The 18,013-nt window shown below is 46.0% G+C and carries 16 protein-coding genes; 5 read left to right on the top strand and 11 right to left on the bottom strand.

The window, feature by feature from the left end:
• Positions 1-137: 137 nt before the first annotated feature.
• From CRG97_RS15440 to CRG97_RS15430, 3 genes are read left to right on the top strand one after another with little or no spacing between them, the layout of a single operon-like run.
• On the top strand, positions 138-1,637 hold the full coding sequence (locus CRG97_RS15440) for a spore germination protein (RefSeq protein WP_237566413.1): 1,500 nt from the start codon (positions 138-140) through the stop codon (positions 1,635-1,637).
• A gap of 6 nt (positions 1,638-1,643) precedes the next feature.
• Complete coding sequence (locus tag CRG97_RS15435) at positions 1,644-2,720, top strand: GerAB/ArcD/ProY family transporter (protein ID WP_098744499.1); 1,077 nt, start codon at positions 1,644-1,646, stop codon at positions 2,718-2,720.
• 6 nt (positions 2,721-2,726) lie between these two features.
• Entirely contained in the window at positions 2,727-3,833 is a 1,107-nt protein-coding gene (locus CRG97_RS15430) for a Ger(x)C family spore germination protein (RefSeq protein WP_098744496.1), read from the top strand.
• Positions 3,834-4,055: 222 nt separating this feature from the next.
• Here CRG97_RS15430 and CRG97_RS15420 read toward each other — a convergent pair whose 3' ends face one another.
• On the bottom strand, positions 4,056-5,150 hold the full coding sequence (locus tag CRG97_RS15420; protein ID WP_098744490.1) for an acyl-CoA dehydrogenase family protein: 1,095 nt from the start codon (positions 5,148-5,150) through the stop codon (positions 4,056-4,058).
• A gap of 51 nt (positions 5,151-5,201) precedes the next feature.
• On the bottom strand, positions 5,202-7,013 hold the full coding sequence (locus CRG97_RS15415) for a DUF3658 domain-containing protein (protein ID WP_098744487.1): 1,812 nt from the start codon (positions 7,011-7,013) through the stop codon (positions 5,202-5,204).
• A gap of 210 nt (positions 7,014-7,223) precedes the next feature.
• On the opposite strand from CRG97_RS15415, the gene CRG97_RS15410 reads away from it, so the two are divergent.
• On the top strand, positions 7,224-8,531 hold the full coding sequence (locus CRG97_RS15410; RefSeq protein ID WP_237566412.1) for a glycosyltransferase family 2 protein: 1,308 nt from the start codon (positions 7,224-7,226) through the stop codon (positions 8,529-8,531).
• Between the two features lie 269 nt (positions 8,532-8,800).
• On the opposite strand, the gene CRG97_RS15400 is transcribed toward CRG97_RS15410, so the two are convergent.
• Positions 8,801-9,196 carry a hypothetical protein gene (locus CRG97_RS15400; RefSeq protein ID WP_098744482.1) on the bottom strand — a complete coding sequence of 132 codons (396 nt, stop codon included), beginning with the start codon at positions 9,194-9,196 and terminating at the stop codon, positions 8,801-8,803.
• Positions 9,197-9,448: 252 nt separating this feature from the next.
• Between CRG97_RS15400 and CRG97_RS15395 the strand changes: the two genes are divergently transcribed.
• Positions 9,449-12,043 (top strand): glycosyltransferase, encoded by a 2,595-nt coding sequence (locus CRG97_RS15395; protein ID WP_098744479.1) that lies wholly within the window; start codon positions 9,449-9,451, stop codon positions 12,041-12,043.
• A 97-nt stretch (positions 12,044-12,140) separates the two neighbouring features.
• Here CRG97_RS15395 and CRG97_RS15390 read toward each other — a convergent pair whose 3' ends face one another.
• The 8 genes from CRG97_RS15390 to CRG97_RS15355 form a co-directional block, all read right to left on the bottom strand.
• Positions 12,141-12,905 (bottom strand): glycosyltransferase, encoded by a 765-nt coding sequence (locus tag CRG97_RS15390; RefSeq protein ID WP_098744477.1) that lies wholly within the window; start codon positions 12,903-12,905, stop codon positions 12,141-12,143.
• Between the two features lie 28 nt (positions 12,906-12,933).
• Entirely contained in the window at positions 12,934-13,617 is a 684-nt protein-coding gene (locus CRG97_RS15385) for a galactosyltransferase-related protein (RefSeq protein ID WP_098744474.1), read from the bottom strand.
• 30 nt (positions 13,618-13,647) lie between these two features.
• Positions 13,648-14,592, bottom strand: a complete 945-nt coding sequence (locus CRG97_RS15380; protein ID WP_098744471.1) for a glycosyltransferase — start codon at positions 14,590-14,592, stop codon at positions 13,648-13,650.
• A 176-nt stretch (positions 14,593-14,768) separates the two neighbouring features.
• Positions 14,769-14,954: a hypothetical protein gene (locus tag CRG97_RS15375; protein WP_098744468.1), complete on the bottom strand. Its 186-nt coding sequence runs from the start codon at positions 14,952-14,954 to the stop codon at positions 14,769-14,771.
• On the bottom strand, positions 14,955-15,482 hold the full coding sequence (locus CRG97_RS15370; protein WP_098744466.1) for an NUDIX hydrolase: 528 nt from the start codon (positions 15,480-15,482) through the stop codon (positions 14,955-14,957). It abuts the gene before it with no gap.
• A 32-nt stretch (positions 15,483-15,514) separates the two neighbouring features.
• On the bottom strand, positions 15,515-16,042 hold the full coding sequence (locus CRG97_RS15365) for a GNAT family N-acetyltransferase (protein WP_098744463.1): 528 nt from the start codon (positions 16,040-16,042) through the stop codon (positions 15,515-15,517).
• Between the two features lie 131 nt (positions 16,043-16,173).
• Positions 16,174-17,076, bottom strand: a complete 903-nt coding sequence (locus CRG97_RS15360; RefSeq protein WP_098744459.1) for a metal ABC transporter permease — start codon at positions 17,074-17,076, stop codon at positions 16,174-16,176.
• On the bottom strand, positions 17,073-18,011 hold the full coding sequence (locus tag CRG97_RS15355) for a metal ABC transporter permease (RefSeq protein ID WP_098744456.1): 939 nt from the start codon (positions 18,009-18,011) through the stop codon (positions 17,073-17,075). Before CRG97_RS15355 ends, CRG97_RS15360 begins: the two co-directional genes overlap by 4 nt.
• Positions 18,012-18,013: the final 2 nt, after the last annotated feature.

The following is an 18,013-nucleotide window of genomic DNA, read 5'->3' as shown; positions in this document are numbered from 1 at the left end:
TCTAGCGTTCGTCTCTCAAGCCTAAGATCCCCGCTTACATTCTTCTTCATTCGACATGGGATTCGTTGGATAAATCCAGAGCAAAGTACACACACTGTGACAGACTATGCAGGAATCCGAGGTGAAAAGGCGTGGGGATGAAACAGAAATTAAAATCCATCTTTCTGGTTAGCCATGAGCATTCAGAAGATGGCCAAACTCACGAAAATCAACAGGACCCTAACCCCCAGGAAGAAGTTAGGCTGACGCTGCAGCATATCATCGATCAATTTGATAATGCCGCCGATTTTGTCCATAAAACCTATCATAATGAACGTTTGCATGTACTGTATTTCAGTCATTTAGTCAATGAGGATCGACTGGAGCGTGATCTCCTCCCTCCTCTCTTGAATTCCGCAACGCCGCTAGAACCGTTAACGCAGCAATCCCAGTACGAGCATGTGACAGATACCAAAAAATGCGTGGAGAGCATTCTTGACGGCATGGCGCTTTTCTTTTATGAGGACAAAGCATACCTGATCGATGTTATTTTCCCGATATCACGTACGGTTGCTGAATCCGAAACGGAATCCATCATTATTGGTCCCCACGAAGCTTTCACCGAACAAGCCTATACAAATCTGTCGTTGATCCGGAAGCGAGTTCAGAGTTCTCATCTGAAAGTCATTAAATTGTCCGTTGGTGAAGTGACCAAATCTGATGTCTATGTTCTTTACATCCAAGACATCGCAAATGAGAACTATGTAAAAGAAGTGATAAAGCGAATTAAGGATATCGAAATCGATGCTATCCATGATACGAACATGCTGATTCAGTGCATTGATGATGATCCGTATTCGATCTTTGCCCAATTTCTGACCACCGAGCGGCCGGATACGATCGCATCGAAGCTGGTTTCGGGTCGGATCGTCGGAATTATGGACGGGAGCCCCACCGCCTTCAGCGCCCCGGTCAACTTTTTTGAATTCTTCTCATCCTCCGATGATTATTACCAAAGGTGGAGCATAGGTACGGCAACCTTGTTCTTGAGGTTTGCAGCGCTCATTATCACGGTGACATTGACGGCCCTTTACGTCTCGGTGACCTCCTTCCACTATGAAATGATTCCGGAGAATCTAATCTTGACACTGACAGAGTCCAGAAGTAAAGTACCTTTCCCCCCGATTTTTGAAGCGCTGCTGATGGAGACTACCATCGAGCTGTTGCGGGAAGCCGGTGCCAGACTACCTACCAAAATTGGACAGACCATCGGCATCGTAGGCGGTATCGTCATAGGGCAAGCGGCAGTGCAAGCGGGATTAACCAGTAACATACTGATCATTGCCGTCGCCTCTTCTGCTATTGCTTCCTTTGTTATACCCAATTATGTCATGAGCGCATCCTTTCGCCTCTTCCGTTTCGGGCTTATTGTAATGGCTGGATTATGGGGGAATTTGGGATTGGCTCTTGGCTTGGCCTATATAGTCATTCACTTAAGCGGTTTGACGAGTGTCGGCGCCTCCTACTTATCACCCATTGCTCCCTTTGAGCCCTATGACTGGAAAGACGTATTCATGAGACTGCCTTTTTCCGCATTGGCCAAGCGGCCAACCCAAGTCAAAGCCAGAAACAAAGTGAAGTTAAAAATGAAGAGGTGAGGACAATTGAAAGAAAAACTATCCCAATTTCACACCGCGATCCTCATCTATATGATTCAAACAGGTGTATATGTATTCAGCATTACCCAGGTCGAAGCCCAATATTTTGGTACAAACGGTTGGCTTATCACCATCCCGGTTTCCCTTCTGGTCTGTCTGAATATTTACATGATGTATTGGGTGTACCGGCTGGGCAAAGGACTGTCGATCTTCGTCATATTGGAGAAAAGCATTCCCAAGTTCATTCTGACCCCCTTCTATCTGGCGATCAGTACGGTATGGGCACTTATCGGCTGTCTCGTCGCCAAGGAGTATGTACTGATCTTTCAGATGTTCGCGTTCCCGACAACCAACCCCATGGTGTTCAAGATTGCGATCGATGTTCTTGCATTTATGCTGCTGACCAAAGGGCTCTATAACATTTCCAAGGCTTCGACCGTTTTCTTCTGGAGCACCATCTGGATGAGCTTGCTTTTGCTTTATTATATAGGGGAATTCAGAATAGAGAGATTAACCCCCTATATTTTTAAAGACAGTTACAGCATGACCGAGGGGATTTTTCAAATATATTTGGCATACATGGGTTATGAGCTGTGTTTACTTTTGTTTCCCTACACCGATAAGAAGACCAAACTGTTCAGGGCGGTATTCTATGGAAATTTAATTCGTACGGTATCCTATACGCTCTTGGGTTTTGTTTCGTTTGGCGTAATTGGCTCGGATATGCTTAAGGTTATGTTGTTCCCGTTACTGGATCTTCTGGCTTACATCAAGCTTCCGTTCATTGAGCGAATCGAGAACCTTTTCTACGGCTTCTTCCTGTTTACAACCCTTATCACCCTCGTCCTTTACTTCTGGGCGGCTGGCGAAAGCACCCAAAGAGTGTTCCCGAAGATCAAAATCAATGTACACTATTTCTTTATCATATTAGTAGCTTTGCTCATCTCCTACATTCCAACCGTATTGAATAAAATCAGGGAATGGCTTTTGTTTCTGGGTTATATCCAGATTGGATTCGCCTACATAATGCCGTTGATATTAATTCTTCTGCTGCTATGGCAGCGGCGCAAAAAGGCAGCGTGATGTGATATGTTAAAAAAATGTACGTGTTTGCTCCTCCTGCTGTGTATATTCCTTATATCAGGCTGTGGGGATCAACGCATTTTGGAAGATCTTGGATTTATCCAAACGACCAGCTATGATTTGCTCCCGAATGGCGAGTTAAGCTTCTCGGTCTCCATACCCCAAGCGGATCCGGAGACTTCCGCTAAGCGCGAAGTGCTGACAGCAACAGCCAAGAGCAGCAAGGAAGCGAGAATGATCATGTCCAGACAAACGGGGATGTTGCTGGTGAGCGGACAATTGCGTAATGTGCTGTTCGGTATTTCGATGGCGGAAAACGGACTGCACGGTCATCTGGATACCTTGTTTCGGGATCCTTCCATCTCTTCACAGGTAAAAATCAGCGTGGTTGAAGGCAATGCAGGAGAATTGTTGATTGACGATTACAAGCAGCATCCGCGGACCGGCCGATATATTGATATGCTGCTTGAGAAGGAAGCATTCGGACAAACCATTCCAAAGGTCACGTTATTTAACTTTGCCAGGGATTTTTTCGATCAGGGTGTAGATCCGGTTGCTCCGATTCTTAAGAAGCATGGAGAAAATTTCATTACGACGAATGGCATCGCGTTATTTAGAGATGATCGTTATGTTACAAAGATCGAATCTCAGGACGCTCTGGTCTTCGCTTTTCTTAAAGGCAAATTCAGAGAAGGCCAAATTAATATTGATCTGACGGAGATTAACGGCAAGAAGGAAACCGTCATGTTCAGTTCATTGATCAGCACACGAAAAGTCAAAGTCACCCGCGGAGTGCAAGGCGTTGAGAAGGTTACGTATCATGTGAAGGTTACCGGCTCTGTTCTGGAATACATCGGAGATGCTAGGTTAAATAACGACCGGGAACGGCGTGAGCTGGAGCAGCGAATCAGTCAATATATTTCAAAAAAAGGCGATGCCATAATTGCGTTGATGAAAAAACATCAGGTGGATAATCTCGGAATCGGCAGTTATGTTCGTAATCGGGTTGGTTATGAACAATGGAAAAAAATGAACTGGCGGCAGGAGTTTCAAAAGCTGCCGGTGGAATGCACGTTTGATGTGCACATTAAAGATTACGGAAAGTTTCGATAATATGGAAAAGGCCCTAATGGGTTTTTCTGCCCATAAAACGCTTGATCCACTGGGACTTCGGAAACAGCTGCTGCCTGTTCGGAATTGTCGTACCGTCAGGAAGTCTGAAGCGAATGAAGACATCTCTGGCTAAGCCAAAACATAAAAACCATGAGCTGCTTGGTATGCGGCTCATGGTTTTACTTCTATATGGGTTATACATCTCCATGGTTTACTTCTCCGTCAGAAGTTTCTTAGCAGCGCATGCGAGCATGCCGTCTGAAGATCCCTCCAGCAGCGATTGATTTCGGCGTCTTCCTTCGCAGCGGATAAACCCAACAGCGGGAACACCTGCTGGCCGCAAGATAATGCTGTTTGGGCTGCTGCTACGCTTCGGGTGGTTACCTCTGCTTCTGTTGAATTCGATAATCCACCGTTACTCAGCAGCTCCTCCCATGAGCCCTCCACCGTCTCATAAAAATCCGAAACGGATTGCTCCAACATTGCTTTACGCTCCTCCAGCTTGCCGATCACATGAGAAGAGCTCCCTTTCTGTGCCGCAAGTGATTCTGCTGCTTCAAGGAAATGCTCGGCGATGCCAACGGCGACTCCAGCAAAAGATACTTGGGCAAACGGAAGGAAGGGATATTGATAGATTGTTTCGTTCTCATACCCTTGGGTTTCCGTAAGGGAGAACGTCATCTCCACCGGCACGAACGCATCCACAGCGGATATCGTATGACTCGCCGTTGCCCGCAGTCCGAAGGCATTCCAATCCTCCAGAATCTCGATTTGATCAGGATTCAGGATAAAGGATCGAATAGGAGGCTCGTCCTGATCCGCAGTCGGTACGTCAGCTGCATCTTGTATCGTATCTGGTTCGATAACCGCATTGGCTGTAAAGGTCGTTGCATAGGTAGAGCCGCTGCAATACTTCCAGCTGCCGTTCACAATATATCCGCCGTCCACCTGTCTTGCCGTAGCTGTCGGCATCCCGCTGCCCGCAATCACCGCTTCTCGATGTGCAAATACGCGGCGACTCACCTCCTGGCTCATCAGTGCCGCGAAGAATCCTCCACCTGCTCCAATCGTAACCAGCCATCCCAGGTTACCGTCGATCCTGGCAGTCTCCTGAAAAATGCGTGCAGCCTCCGGCAGAGAGGTCATTCGTCCTTCAAGCTCATCGGGCACAAACAAATGAAATAAACGATGATCGTATATCGTTGCCAGCACTTCGGGCGTTACTTGTCGATGCTTGTCCATCCCAAGCGCTTGTTCTCTTATGGTTTGAATCTGCTGCTCCGTAAATAACATGTCTCCACCGCTTTCCACTTTCATTTCTCCGTCTGAATGATATAACGATTCCAACCTCGTACGAAAATGCTTAATCTATTCTTTAGGAGTCGTTTCATTGATCTGGGTTAACACCTTCTCCAGGGAACCCATGAAGGACACACGTTGTTCTTGATGCTGTTGATACGTGCTCAATAGGCTATCGATTTGAGATTGCATGCTGCTCGTAAAAGCTTCCAGATCGGAGGATACCGATAAACCCAGACCCACTGCATCCAGCTGACGTATTTCTTCCATGAGACCTCTTTCTGCAAAATGGATCTCCATCATCTCACTCATCAGCGACTTCAGCTTCACGACCTTGGCCAGGCGCTGTGCATGGGTCCACCGCTCCTCGGGAGTCGATGCATCTACAAGAGAGATGCTGTAGTTTCGCATCGCTGTCAGCTCGCCGTTATAGGTTAAAGCACCTTCCTGAATCAGATGACGAACCCGATACTCGATAAAAGAGTCGGAAACGGTTAATTCACCCATTCCGATCACCTCGCCAATAATGCGGGCTGATTTCTTGAAGAACCCATGTCTAGCCTCAAGACGATAAGCGGCTTGCAGTATATCTGCATCATAGTAAGATTCAGAAACGGTGCGTAACTCCTCGCCTTGAAGCACGCGCAAAGCCCCATCATCGCATACGAGACGCTGCCAGTCCGCACGATAGCCAGCCTGATCTTGCGGCGACAATGGAACATGCTCGACTGTTTCCAGCACCATTTGAAGTTTATCCAAAGCCAACTCAAACGTCCCCCGATACCAAATGTTCGGGTTCTGCTTGTGAAGAATACTTGTCGCATTCACCAATATGACATCAGGATGATCTGGTATCAAAGACAACAACCTACGTAAGCCTAGTTGTTCCGAGGCAGAATCTCCTGCCCATATCAAGCACGGCATCTCGCTCAGCTGCTGGGGCCAGGTGAGCCAAGCGAAGGCTGCTTGCAACATCGTTAATTTTCTGTCTTCGGCATGCCCAGTGCTATATCGTTCCCCAAACCACTTATTTCGGGTAGAGAACCAACGGGAGTAGTCATCGTCCTTCGGAAGCGGCCCAACCATAAGGTCATTGCCCAATGTAACTACGATTTCTCCCGGTTTCGAGCGCAGCAGCATCTTTAACGACCCTGCCGTTGAATCATCGAAGGCAATATGGACACGCGATACATTCCCGCGATGAATCGGGGATTCGTGCAGGTAGGCTTCATTCCCCATTGCCCACTCTTTATCGAACAACTGGAGAAAGAGCTCGAGACTTTGATGCTTGCCATCTGCCAGCAGCCTTGCCGATTCCGTATTCATCTTGTCCTTCAGCTTTAATAGCTTTTCATAGAAGTGGTTAATGGCCGTGCTTTTGCCTTTTCGATATTCCTCTCTTGTCATTTGCTCCCGAAGTGGAATGAATGGATCATACATGCTTTGTCCCTTCCATCCGGAATAAGCAAATGTACGGGCAATTCCGATCGTACCAATCGCATCCAGACGATCTGCATCCTGTACAATTTGCCCTTCCAATGTACGCATGGCGCTCCCCGTTCCGCCAGAGAATGACATCGTGCTGATAATCTCCAACACGGTTTTCTGGTCAGATGCTTCCACACCGGCTTGCTTCAACCACTGCTGAACCCGCTCGTAACCTGCTTCCTTTGATTCATTCAGCTTCTCGTCAGCTACGTCATGGAGATAGGCTGACAATTCACATATGTATGGATTCGCGCCTTCAAGATACGCCAGGAGTCGGGCGATGCGGGTGACACGCTGCACATGCCACCAATCATGACCGCTTGCATCCCGCTCGTGCACAGAGCGTGCAAATCCTTGAGCTTGCTGAATAATTTGACTATAAGTCGATTTCATCTGATTCAATTTCCCCCATCCCAGGTTTCGGCTTTTGCCTCTAGGCTCTATTATTCCCGATTTACTAGAGCGTCGCAACTTAGAGTATGTTATTGGCCAGTTGTATCCCCCATGCGCATGTGGGCATACGATAACCAGGATTGGGTTAATTCCATTTAGATTCCATTTGGTAACAACTAAGATAAGAATACAGTAAGGAGCTGAACGGCCATGCTGGTGTTTATTCTTCCAGGTTTATATCCTCATTTAAGCGAAAATACCGCGTCCTCGGTTCAACGTGTATTTTCATATGCCCAATCTATAGTGATCCCTAGCGAAGAAGAGGCTGCAGCGATCATGAATGAGACGCTATCCCTGGAGATTGATCCGTGGTTCATGACCCTCTATGCGGGAGATTCTGTTCAGCCACATGCAAACAAAGAAATCGAACGATGGCTTAGTACATGCAGTGACCGCTCAGCCGGCTGCATCATGAATCCCGTTTCTATTACAGGTCAACCGGCACTATCCAACCACAGTCATCTTCCATCCTCCCCTTTTCCCCGTGGACCCCTGTTATGGCGCACGGAGATGGTCATGAATGGGCAGATACCGGGTTTTACGACAAAAGAACAGCTGCCATTCCAGAAGTACGTGTTGATCGATAAACAGATCCAGCTGTCCACCCGATATGAATGGACGGAAGTTGATTCCGATGGGATCCTATACCATCAACGCGCTGCCCCTGCTTGGATGAGGGAAGCTGAGGAATGGAACGCAATCTCCCCGCTTCTCCATGCTTCATCCCGTGTTCAGTATATAGATGAAAGACAAAACTCTCCAATAGTTACCATTGCTCTATGCACGTATAACGACGGTGAATACTTGCCATGGGCTATTCGCTCCGTATTATCACAGACGATCACAGCTTGGGAGCTGATCATTGTCGATGACGGTTCAAGTGATGATACTTCAAGTATTCTGGCGAGACTCCCTGTTGATTCAAGAATAAATACAGTGAGACAAAATCAAAACCTGGGTAAAGCTCATGCCCTGAATAGAGCACTTCAAATGGCGAGGGGTTCCTGGTTTCTTGAGTTGGATGCCGATGATTGGATGTCACCTGATTGTCTGGAAGTCCTTCTACATGAAGCATGTAAGGAGCGGAATGTTGGTGTATTCTATGCGAATCATGTTGAATGGCTTGAGCGGATGAATAAACAGCTCCTTTACCAAGGTATCAGAACTGGACCATCCCATTTCTCCTCCAGGCAACTCCTCGCGGAAGCCGTTGCAGTCGCCCCAAGAATGTTCAACGTCTCTATACTCAAGCAGGTAGGAGGTTGGAACACCATGGTCCCTTTCGAAGGACGTCTATACGAAGATATCGAGATGTTATCTAAGGTATCCTGCTTCCATCCGGTTCATCATGTTCCTCAACCGCTCTATCATAGAAGGTTAAGAAGCTCCAGCATGACACATCGGCATCTTAATTACTATGAGAAATGGAAGAACGCCATAAGCGACATATTGAATTAGATTTATCGAAATAGATCTTGTAAAGTTCACCATTTGAGAAATCACTGAGGAAGTATACGGACTAACGATATATTATCGTTAATTATGGTAACCTGTCTTGATGTTGGCAAATAATTTGAGCTTACTACCTGTACCGTGATCAATCCAGCTGTAGCTGATAATAATTGTCCTTGAAGGAACTGATTGGCCTGGATTACCTCTACCGTCCTACCAAGGAAAGTTGCCAATATCTCCGAAAAATCCATCCTCTCTTCCCTCCCTATTTATCATTATTCAATGGATAAGATACCACGTTGCGGTATAATGGCAATGCTTCCGTTAGGCTCCGTGATTTGAATATAATCTTCTCCAATAGATACCAATGTACCGAAAATTGGACCTGCAGGAGTTTCGATCGTTATACGTGTATTAAGTCGCGATCTTAAATAGGCAATGACATTACCTCGCGCCCCATAGCTGCTTTCTACTTGCTTCTGAAGTGTATTTACCCGCATGGTAAGTCGTCTGAGCTGTAATTTGATCTGAGAAATGCTCTTAATCAGTCTCCAGCGCAACCTACTCAGCTTGCTCAATACCGGGATAGATTTTTTAGCATGCTTATGTTTTCTCTTACCTTTAATGACCTTGCAATCGTTTGGATGGCTTCGGTTCCAATATCTTCTCACACTAGCGGCCTCCCTCCATGTAGTCACTGGTACAATATGTATAAATCATAACAATGGAAACTCAAATAGCCAAAGATAAGAAAACGGCCTACAGCATAGATCTATATATCCTCCTCCAAGATATTTGAATGCTGGAACCATACACACTCATTTTGATAAATCCAATGTCAAATGGTGTTCTACCCATACAGATACTGTGGGTGATTCATACTTTGTTAAAGAGACAATCACACACGAGAGAGGAGGCTACTCTTGAATAAAATCACGAACAACCGGCGCAGATCTTCGACGATTCGCACCAGTCCCCATCAGATCAAGCTTCGGAAATCAAACCATAAATTGAACAAGAAGAAACGGTCCGTTCACTCGGTACCTCTGGTATCCCTATCACAATCAACTCATCAACAATCCACGTTTCAATCCGTATCTGCTCCTGAATCCTTTGCGCCTCCGGTATCGGAGGTAATCATGCCAACGAAAGCTTCCCTATACGATATTATTCGCTTTCCTGTCATAGACTGGCATTTCCGATGGCAACGTCCACAACAATTATCGGAACAATTCGCTCAACAGGGGCATCGTGTCTTCTATGTAACAACAGAGATCATTGGTTTACGCAAGGAAGAGGCTTCCCAAGAAGAGGTAAGCCGCTTCGTCACCATCAAGAACATCGATCGAAACGTATGGCTCGTTACTCTGTGCGCAAATCAGCCTCTAAATCTATATAAAGATAAGATGAATCATTGGGATATCCAATACCTGAAATGGTCTATTGAGCACGTACGAGCCAAATTCGGCATATCCCAATTGGTATCCATTGTTGATTTGCCGTTCTGGACACCACTTGTCATGGCTATGGAGCAACATCAAATCGTGTATGATTGCATGGATCATCATGCGGGATTCTCGACAAATGAGCCTGAAATGCTTCATCAAGAGGAACGCCTGCTGCGGGAGGCCGGTCTTGTCGTAACGTCCTCTCAGCACTTGTATGATTGGGCTAATGAATATAATCCAACCACCGTACTTATCCGCAACGCAGCAGATATTACTCACTTTTCGATGCCGCCCGAAGAACCTTTGACGGAGCTTGAGTCCATAGAGCAGCCGATAATCGGTTACTATGGAGCGATTTCTGACTGGTTCGATATACGTCTAATCGAAACAGTGGCTAGAAATCGACCGGAATGGACATTTGTTCTGATCGGACACACTTTTGGTTGTGATACCTCTCAAATCGAGAAGCTGGACAACGTAATATTTTTGGGCGAAAAGCCCTATCATACGCTTCCGAGCTATTTACATCGATTCCAAGTTGCGTTAATTCCTTTCATGAAGAATATGCTTACAAAGGCTACAAATCCTGTTAAACTGTACGAATATCTAGCTGCAGGAAAACCTGTCGTATCTACCCACCTTCCAGAGGTTGAAGCCATTGCTTCCGATATCGTCTCCATAGCACATACTCCGGAGGAATTCGAGCAGGCGATTCAAGAAGCGCTTCAGAACACCGGTACGGAGTTGATCAAACGCAGGCAAGATTTCGTCCGGCATAATAACTGGTTTCAAAGATACAAGGTTTTGAACGAATACATTATCCAGCATCTGTTCCCCAAGGTTAGCGTTATTATTGTTGTTCATAATAAATGGTCTTACACTGAGCAATGTCTTCGCAGTCTGTTTCATAAGGGGCATTATCCTAACCTGGAAGTTGTTATTGTTGATAATGCCTCAACGGATCAGACTTCTCTACAACTTAAAACACTTAGCAATCCGCTGATTAAAGTTATATCGTCTCCTGATAATCTTGGTTTTGCCGCAGGCAACACACTTGGATGCCAGAAGTCGACAGGCCAGTATATGATTCTGCTAAACAACGATACCATCGTACCAGATGGCAGTTGGATTTCCAGATTGCTTCGGCCATTTCACGAAGACCCGCAAATCGGAATGACGGGTCCCATGTCCAATTGTGTGGGTAATGATCAAGCGCTTGATCATTTCATAGGCGATACAGTATACGGGGCCGATGCTCGTTGGTTACATGATTTTTATGAACTGTACCGTCAGAAAATCAGATATACCGATTTACTTGGATTTTTCTGTGTGGCTATAAAACGGAGTGTATGGGAACAAGTTGGGTCTCTTGATCCGGCCTATGGAATTGGCATGTTCGAGGATGATGATTACTGTGAGCGTGTCCGATATGCAGGATACCGTCTGGCTATCGTTGAGGATGCTTTTGTATATCATTACGGCAGTGCCACCATTAAAGAATTAAGGCCGCAGGTGTACGAATCGTTATGGAATGATAATAAGGCATACTATGAACAGAAATGGAACAAATCCTGGAGAACACCGAAAGGTCCCCACAGCATCTTTCATTTAGCGGATCAGCCAGAGGATATTGCGAATCGAGTCCGAGATCCAGGAAAGCAGTTCGCATTGGTTCTGGGTGAAAAAATATGGGAGACAAATTCAAGACGATGGCAGAAAATCGTCAAAGGATTGACTGAGGATGAGAATCTGTATGTCATCGTATATACGCATGTATATCACGGCAACCAAGTAATTGGTACGCGCAAAGTGGGGCCTCAACTGTACTTCACAAACCGAATCGATTTATTCTCGCTTGTCACATTTGATCATGTGCTGTACTGCGGTTCAACCGACATTTTCCCACACCTGTATTCTGATCACTTTGTCGCGGATTCGCTTTGTTATCACGATCATCAGCTAATAGCTCTTTTATCCCGCTTACCCGAACTCGATGTGTTGAAGGACGCACAAGTGACTCAAGTTGTCCGCAATGTCATATCGCCTACAAAAGATATATCGACTGTATAGTTAAATATAAATTGAAACTTATAACGAAAATAAAAAACCCCTCCATGATTTCTGATGCTAGCTCAGAAGCTAGTTCAGAAACATGGTTAGGGGCTTTTTAGTTTGAATGAGGTTCGAATCCAATTGCCTTCAGGTAACGCCGAACCACTTCAGGATGCTGACCTTGAAACGGCGCTGTGGCAATCTCGTATTCGGAATGCTTGTAACTCCAATCTGGTATACCTTCGTTTTCGAGTAAATTAACGTCTCTTCTTCGATTATCATTAAATTTGATCTTTCTTCCTAAAGCGTAATGGTAGTGGTATATAAACACATCACTTCGTCCTCTTGGAATGCTCCATATACTCTGGCCCTCGGCCGCCTCTAGCGTACAATGATGTTTCTCGTCACGATAACGGATTCCTTTATTCGCCCTCCACATCCTCGTTATATCATTGGACCAACGCTCATCGCCTGGACTGTTAATCCGAATTGTCCACGGATCTCCCCAGAAATTGACGAACGGGAACTGGTATATATCCACCTCATTATTGCTCATAAGTTGCGGCAGCACCTCTTTAAAACGATCATCCATTAATTCATCGATATCCAAGTTCATGATCCAGTCTCCTTGTGCCTGATCAATCAGAAAATTACGTACTAGGGATTCATTCCAATCCTCGGTGTACGGCATCCCGATCTGCTGGAAACGAAATAGCCGGATCGAACAAAGATTCTGTAACCGCTCAATATGCTTCAAAGTGCCATCTGTGCTTCCTCCATCCACTATAATTATTTCATTAGCAAAACGACTCACACTTTCAATATATAAAGGGACGAACGTTTCTTCATTTAATACCGGTACAATCACCGACAGTTTCATAGACAACCTCTCCTTCTCAATTAGGCCATTATTCTTTAGGAATCAGTTTGCGCATAGATTGAACATGTCCCTTTGCCTCTTTGTATTTTTTATACAAAGCATAGTTGGTTTCATAATGGGGATTGCCTTCGGGTCCAACAAACGGGTGCCAGAAGTGCACCATTTCCCCGTCAAGTCGGACGTGAGTTCCGATAAGGGTGTCCAGTGCATATGCGAACGCTTCATCCTCCCCCCCCCAGCCGATAAACCGTTCATCATATCCCCCGACTGCTTCAAACGCATTTCGTTGTAATACATTTAATCCTCCAAAATAATAAGCACTGTTCTCATCTCGATTTCCCAGCTCCGTAGAGATCGGCCAACCTGGTGTTTGAGCCAGGACTAGCTGTGAAGCGTCCTCTGGCAGCCGTAAAATACGGCTGAATGGAATAACCCATTGATAGTCATTCACGTAAAATATAGATTCCAGCACGAGATTTGGATCATATACAATATCGCAATCTGCGATAATGAACTTATTTCTGGTTGCTTGACGGGCTGCACAGTTAATGGCTTTCGACCTGCTGAATGGATTACCAGAGACTTTTCCGATACATACTTCTATACCCGGCATCGTCCGTGTGTAGAAATCCAATACCCACCTGAATGCAGCATCCCTCGGTCCGCCATTATCCGACTGGTAGGGAATCAGAACGGAAACTTGGTCAAACATCGTCTCTTCCTCCTCGCCGACATATCTATGTTATTTTTTGAACAATACCGTGAGCCATCGGCTCATCGCATGCTCAATGCTCCAGCCTGATTCTATTTGTCTCCTGCATTGCCGTCCAATTTCTTGAAGCTCTACCGAGTGATTCAACCAATGTCTAATCGAGCGTATAAAATCATCAGAATCGTCACTATCCAGAATCAACGCATAGGCATTCGGGTGAGCTGCGTTCTTCACATTACCAACATTCGTGGAAAGAACCGGTACCCCGCAAGCATACGCTTCCAGCGCCGTTGCTCCGCTTCCTTCGTTGGCCCCCGTGATCAACAACAAATCCAGCTTATGATAAAAATTCGGCATATCCTCATAGGTATAGGATCTAGAAGTTTCTATAAAAGTGACCCGTTCCTCATTCTTGAAATGTTCTTTAATTCGCATGTACAATGTGTAGTAATTTTTAGAGATTTTCGAGGGATCTCCAGCCCATCCAATAACGAATGAAGTATTGTCTAATCGAGCTATAGGCGATGGTTGAAACAACTTGTCATCCACGAAATGACCTATATATTCAACAGATGCGTTCGGAGCTACGGCCTGCAAGGTTAAAGCCAGCCGCTGATTTATGGCGCCTATCTTACCAATTTTAGGAATAACCAATCTGAGAAAGTCAGGATCTGGAATAAGTTCATCCACCCATTCTCGAAAGATTTCATAATGCCTACTGAAATAATAGTAGGAAACGGCTACTGCTGAATCGATACGTACATTCTTGAAGATACAGTAAGCTGCAATGCCAAGACACATGGCAGATATGTGATCATATTGGTGATTCAACGCCCCACTGCTCTTATGCGCGAGATACAGATCCAAATCACTCATAGACATTAGGTCAAGAGATGGATGGTACTGCTGAATAACTTTGGCATTTTTGCCAAGGATCCACCAGTCTACATCATAGATCAGCAAGTGCCTTCCCATAGTTTTGTCCCCCTTACTCACTCCTAACAGATTATATTCGATTTCTTCCCGACAAGTTTGCGAGATAACATAAAATGATGAAACCGTCTATCATTAACAATAAAAAGCTGCCTTTAGTGTAGGAAGCATCTACATCTAAAGGCAGCAATTAAAACTCATTTATATCTGACTGATAACTATACTCTTTTATCCACGATATGCTTGTTCTCCTTAAGCTCATTTACATCCTTTCGAAGCATTCTCATCTCTTGAATCATGGCATCCATTCTAATGATGATTTTGGATGAATTGATCGCGTAACGAATGACAATGATGGCAACGATGATACTTAACACGGTCATGAAAATCCCAACAAACTCCATCTAGTATGATACCTCCGTATCCTCATGCTGAATGAATCCCTGAAGCAAAGCGTGCATCATCGCAAAGACCAGCTCGGAATCCTGCAGCTCATTCTCCTTAATCCGATACAAACATTCCTTCACGCTCATTCTTACAACGTCGATTTGCTCGTACCCCTCAAGCTGTTGATCCGCTTGACTTATTACCTCATCGGTATAGTAAGCATGGGCAATTTCATTGCATCTCCAGGACGCCGGGTACAATTTACCCAGATAATGAAGCTTGCCGCATGTGCAGCCGGTTTCTTCCAGCATCTCGCGGCGTGCTGCCGATTCCAGGTCCTCCTCCTCGCCTACGCCACCACCGGGTAACTGAATGATGTAGTCATCCACGGCGGTGCGATATTGACGGATCAGCAGCAGTTGATCGCCATGCTTAGCCAGAACAACAACGGACACATGATTCTCTTTCGTATAATACACTTTACCTGACGCTTCCTCGTAAATCGAAATTCCGTTATGACGGATCAACAATTTGGTATTATCCATGCAGGCAGAAGCTCCTTAATAATATAATAGATTTAGACTTCGAATTCATCTTTGAGGATGGAGAATAAATAGGAGTCATGGTAAGCCCCTTTAAACCATAGATGCTGCCGAAGATGCCCTTCCTGCTTCATTCCGATATGGCGCATGACCGCAGCTGACCCGATATTTCCCGGCCTGCAGGTGGCGTAGATCCGATTAACTCCCAGCTCCTTAAATCCAAAACGGCACATGACGCTAGCAGCTTCCGTAGCATAACCCCGTCGCCAATAGGCGGAATTCAAGCAGTACCCAAGCTCTGCGTTCGTCTTGGATCGGTGAAGACCTACACCCCCGATTAAATGGCCGCTATCTTTCAGCACGATTGCCAGTTCATAGCTGTCACGAGGGCTCTGCTCTTTCATTTGGCGGATTTCCGTTAAATATGCTAAGGTATCCTCTTCCGTGTTCGGTCCCCACATCGTATACTCGGTCACTAATGGGTCAGAGGCGTAGGCATGAATACTAGCAAAATCCTCCTCCTGAAAATCCCGGATCACCAGTCTTGCTGACTCCATATGCATATGTACTCACTCCTTTGAAATAACCTTCATCATAACACGGAATTTTTTCCTAATTATACCACGTCTAAGTGTTGGAAGAAAAAAAGAAGCCTGGGCAACTAATCGCCCAAGCTTCATACAGCATCCTTTTTTTAGGATACACCGTCCAGTTTCTCTTCGCTGCCGTGTGTATTAAATTTATGAAGATAACGGGAAAGCACGCCATGTCTCGGAGAGAACAGGAAGCTGAGAATAAATACAATCCCGGTTGCAAATGCCATAGATCCTGAGATGGAGGTGTCCAGCCATAACGCGACATAGTAACCCATGAATGCAGAGATGACGCCGAATGCTCCGCTTAACACCAGCATGATGGGGAGTTTATCCGTCCATAGATAGGCCGCGGCGGCAGGTGTTATAAGCATAGCCACCACCATGATCGCTCCCACGGCATCGAACGATGCAACCGTTGTGATGGAGACCAGCGACATAAATACATAGTGCATGAGTACGACAGGAATGCCAATACTGGCCGCCAAAGCTGGATCAAAGGACGTAATCTTCCATTCCTTGTAGAACGCCAGGATGACGATAAGTACGACGAGGAGCACGGCTGCCAACATAAAGGTAGCTTTTGGCACCTCTCCTAACAGTGGTACGTGCATCACATCCCAAGGCACAAACGTAATTTCCCCCATGAGGGCATGCTTGGTATCCAGATGCGCATTGCCAACCTGGGTTGCAATTAGGATAACGCCAATCGCAAACAAGGTTGTAAAAACAACACCGATGGATGCATCCTGCTGAACGCCCCGGGAATGAAACCATTGAACGAGGACCGCTGTCAGCAATCCGGCAATAATCGCACCGATCAGCATATGAGGCCCGCTTAGTTCTCTTGTGACGATAAACGCCGTTACGATCCCAAGCAGCACAGTATGACTGATAGCATCGGCCATCATCGCCATTCTGCGCAATATCAGGAACACGCCAACGATACCGCAAGACAATCCGACGAGAGAGGCCGTAAGCAATATCCATCCTGTATAGGTCATCGATTGCTCCCCCTTTCGGACAGCCGGGGACTTAAAACAGGTTGGTTATTGGAGTCCATATGCTCTTTTTTCTGAGAGCGGAGCTGCAGCGCCTGGATCAGCAACCCCTTCTCAGCACCAAAAATCAGGGAAACCGTGAACAATACGGAAGAGGCTACAACGATAAACGGCCCTGTAGGCCATCCTTTCCCCATTGTGCTGACCAGGGTACCAACAAACCCGGAGCCGCCTCCAAATATAGCCGACAAAATGACCATCATTTTGAAGGATTGAGTCCAATATCTTGCGCTGACGGAAGGTATGATTAGCATGGCCGCCATCAGAATGACGCCAACAGCCTGAATACCAATGACGATGACGAGAACAAGCACCCCCATATAGAGGGTATTCATCAGACGGCTATTCAACCCTAATCCCCGGGCAAAATCGGGATCAAACAGAAACAGCTTCCATTCCTTAAAGCCAATCGAGACGACCAGAATAACTAAAGCTGCCAGGATGAGCATCGTAAAAACATCCTTACGAACCATGGACGCAGCCTGGCCGAAAATAAAGTTATCCAGTCCGCTCTGATTCCCGCCCGCTGTACGGTTCACAATCGTAAGCAGCATAATGCCCAATCCGAAAAATACGGATAGAATCATGCCCATGGCCGTATCTTCCTTAATGCGGCTGGAGGTACGAATCCACTGGATCATCCAGGCCCCAATTAAGGCGCTGGCAGCAGCCCCGAGTATCATCACCAGCAGATTCTTACTTCCCGTCAATGCAAAAGCAACCACCACACCGGGAAGAGCCGCATGAGACAGCGCGTCACTCATCAAGCTTTGCCGCTTCCAATAGGCGAGACAGCCAATCATGCCGGCTGCCATGCCCAGGATTAACGTGCTCAATAGCACCCATTGCGTGTTTGGAGATAATAATGAATTCAGCATGC

The sequence above is a fragment of the Paenibacillus sp. EZ-K15 genome (genome assembly GCF_002573715.1).
In the GTDB taxonomy this organism is placed as follows: domain Bacteria; phylum Bacillota; class Bacilli; order Paenibacillales; family Paenibacillaceae; genus Paenibacillus_AQ.
This window is presented reverse-complemented; position numbering and strand designations above follow the sequence as displayed.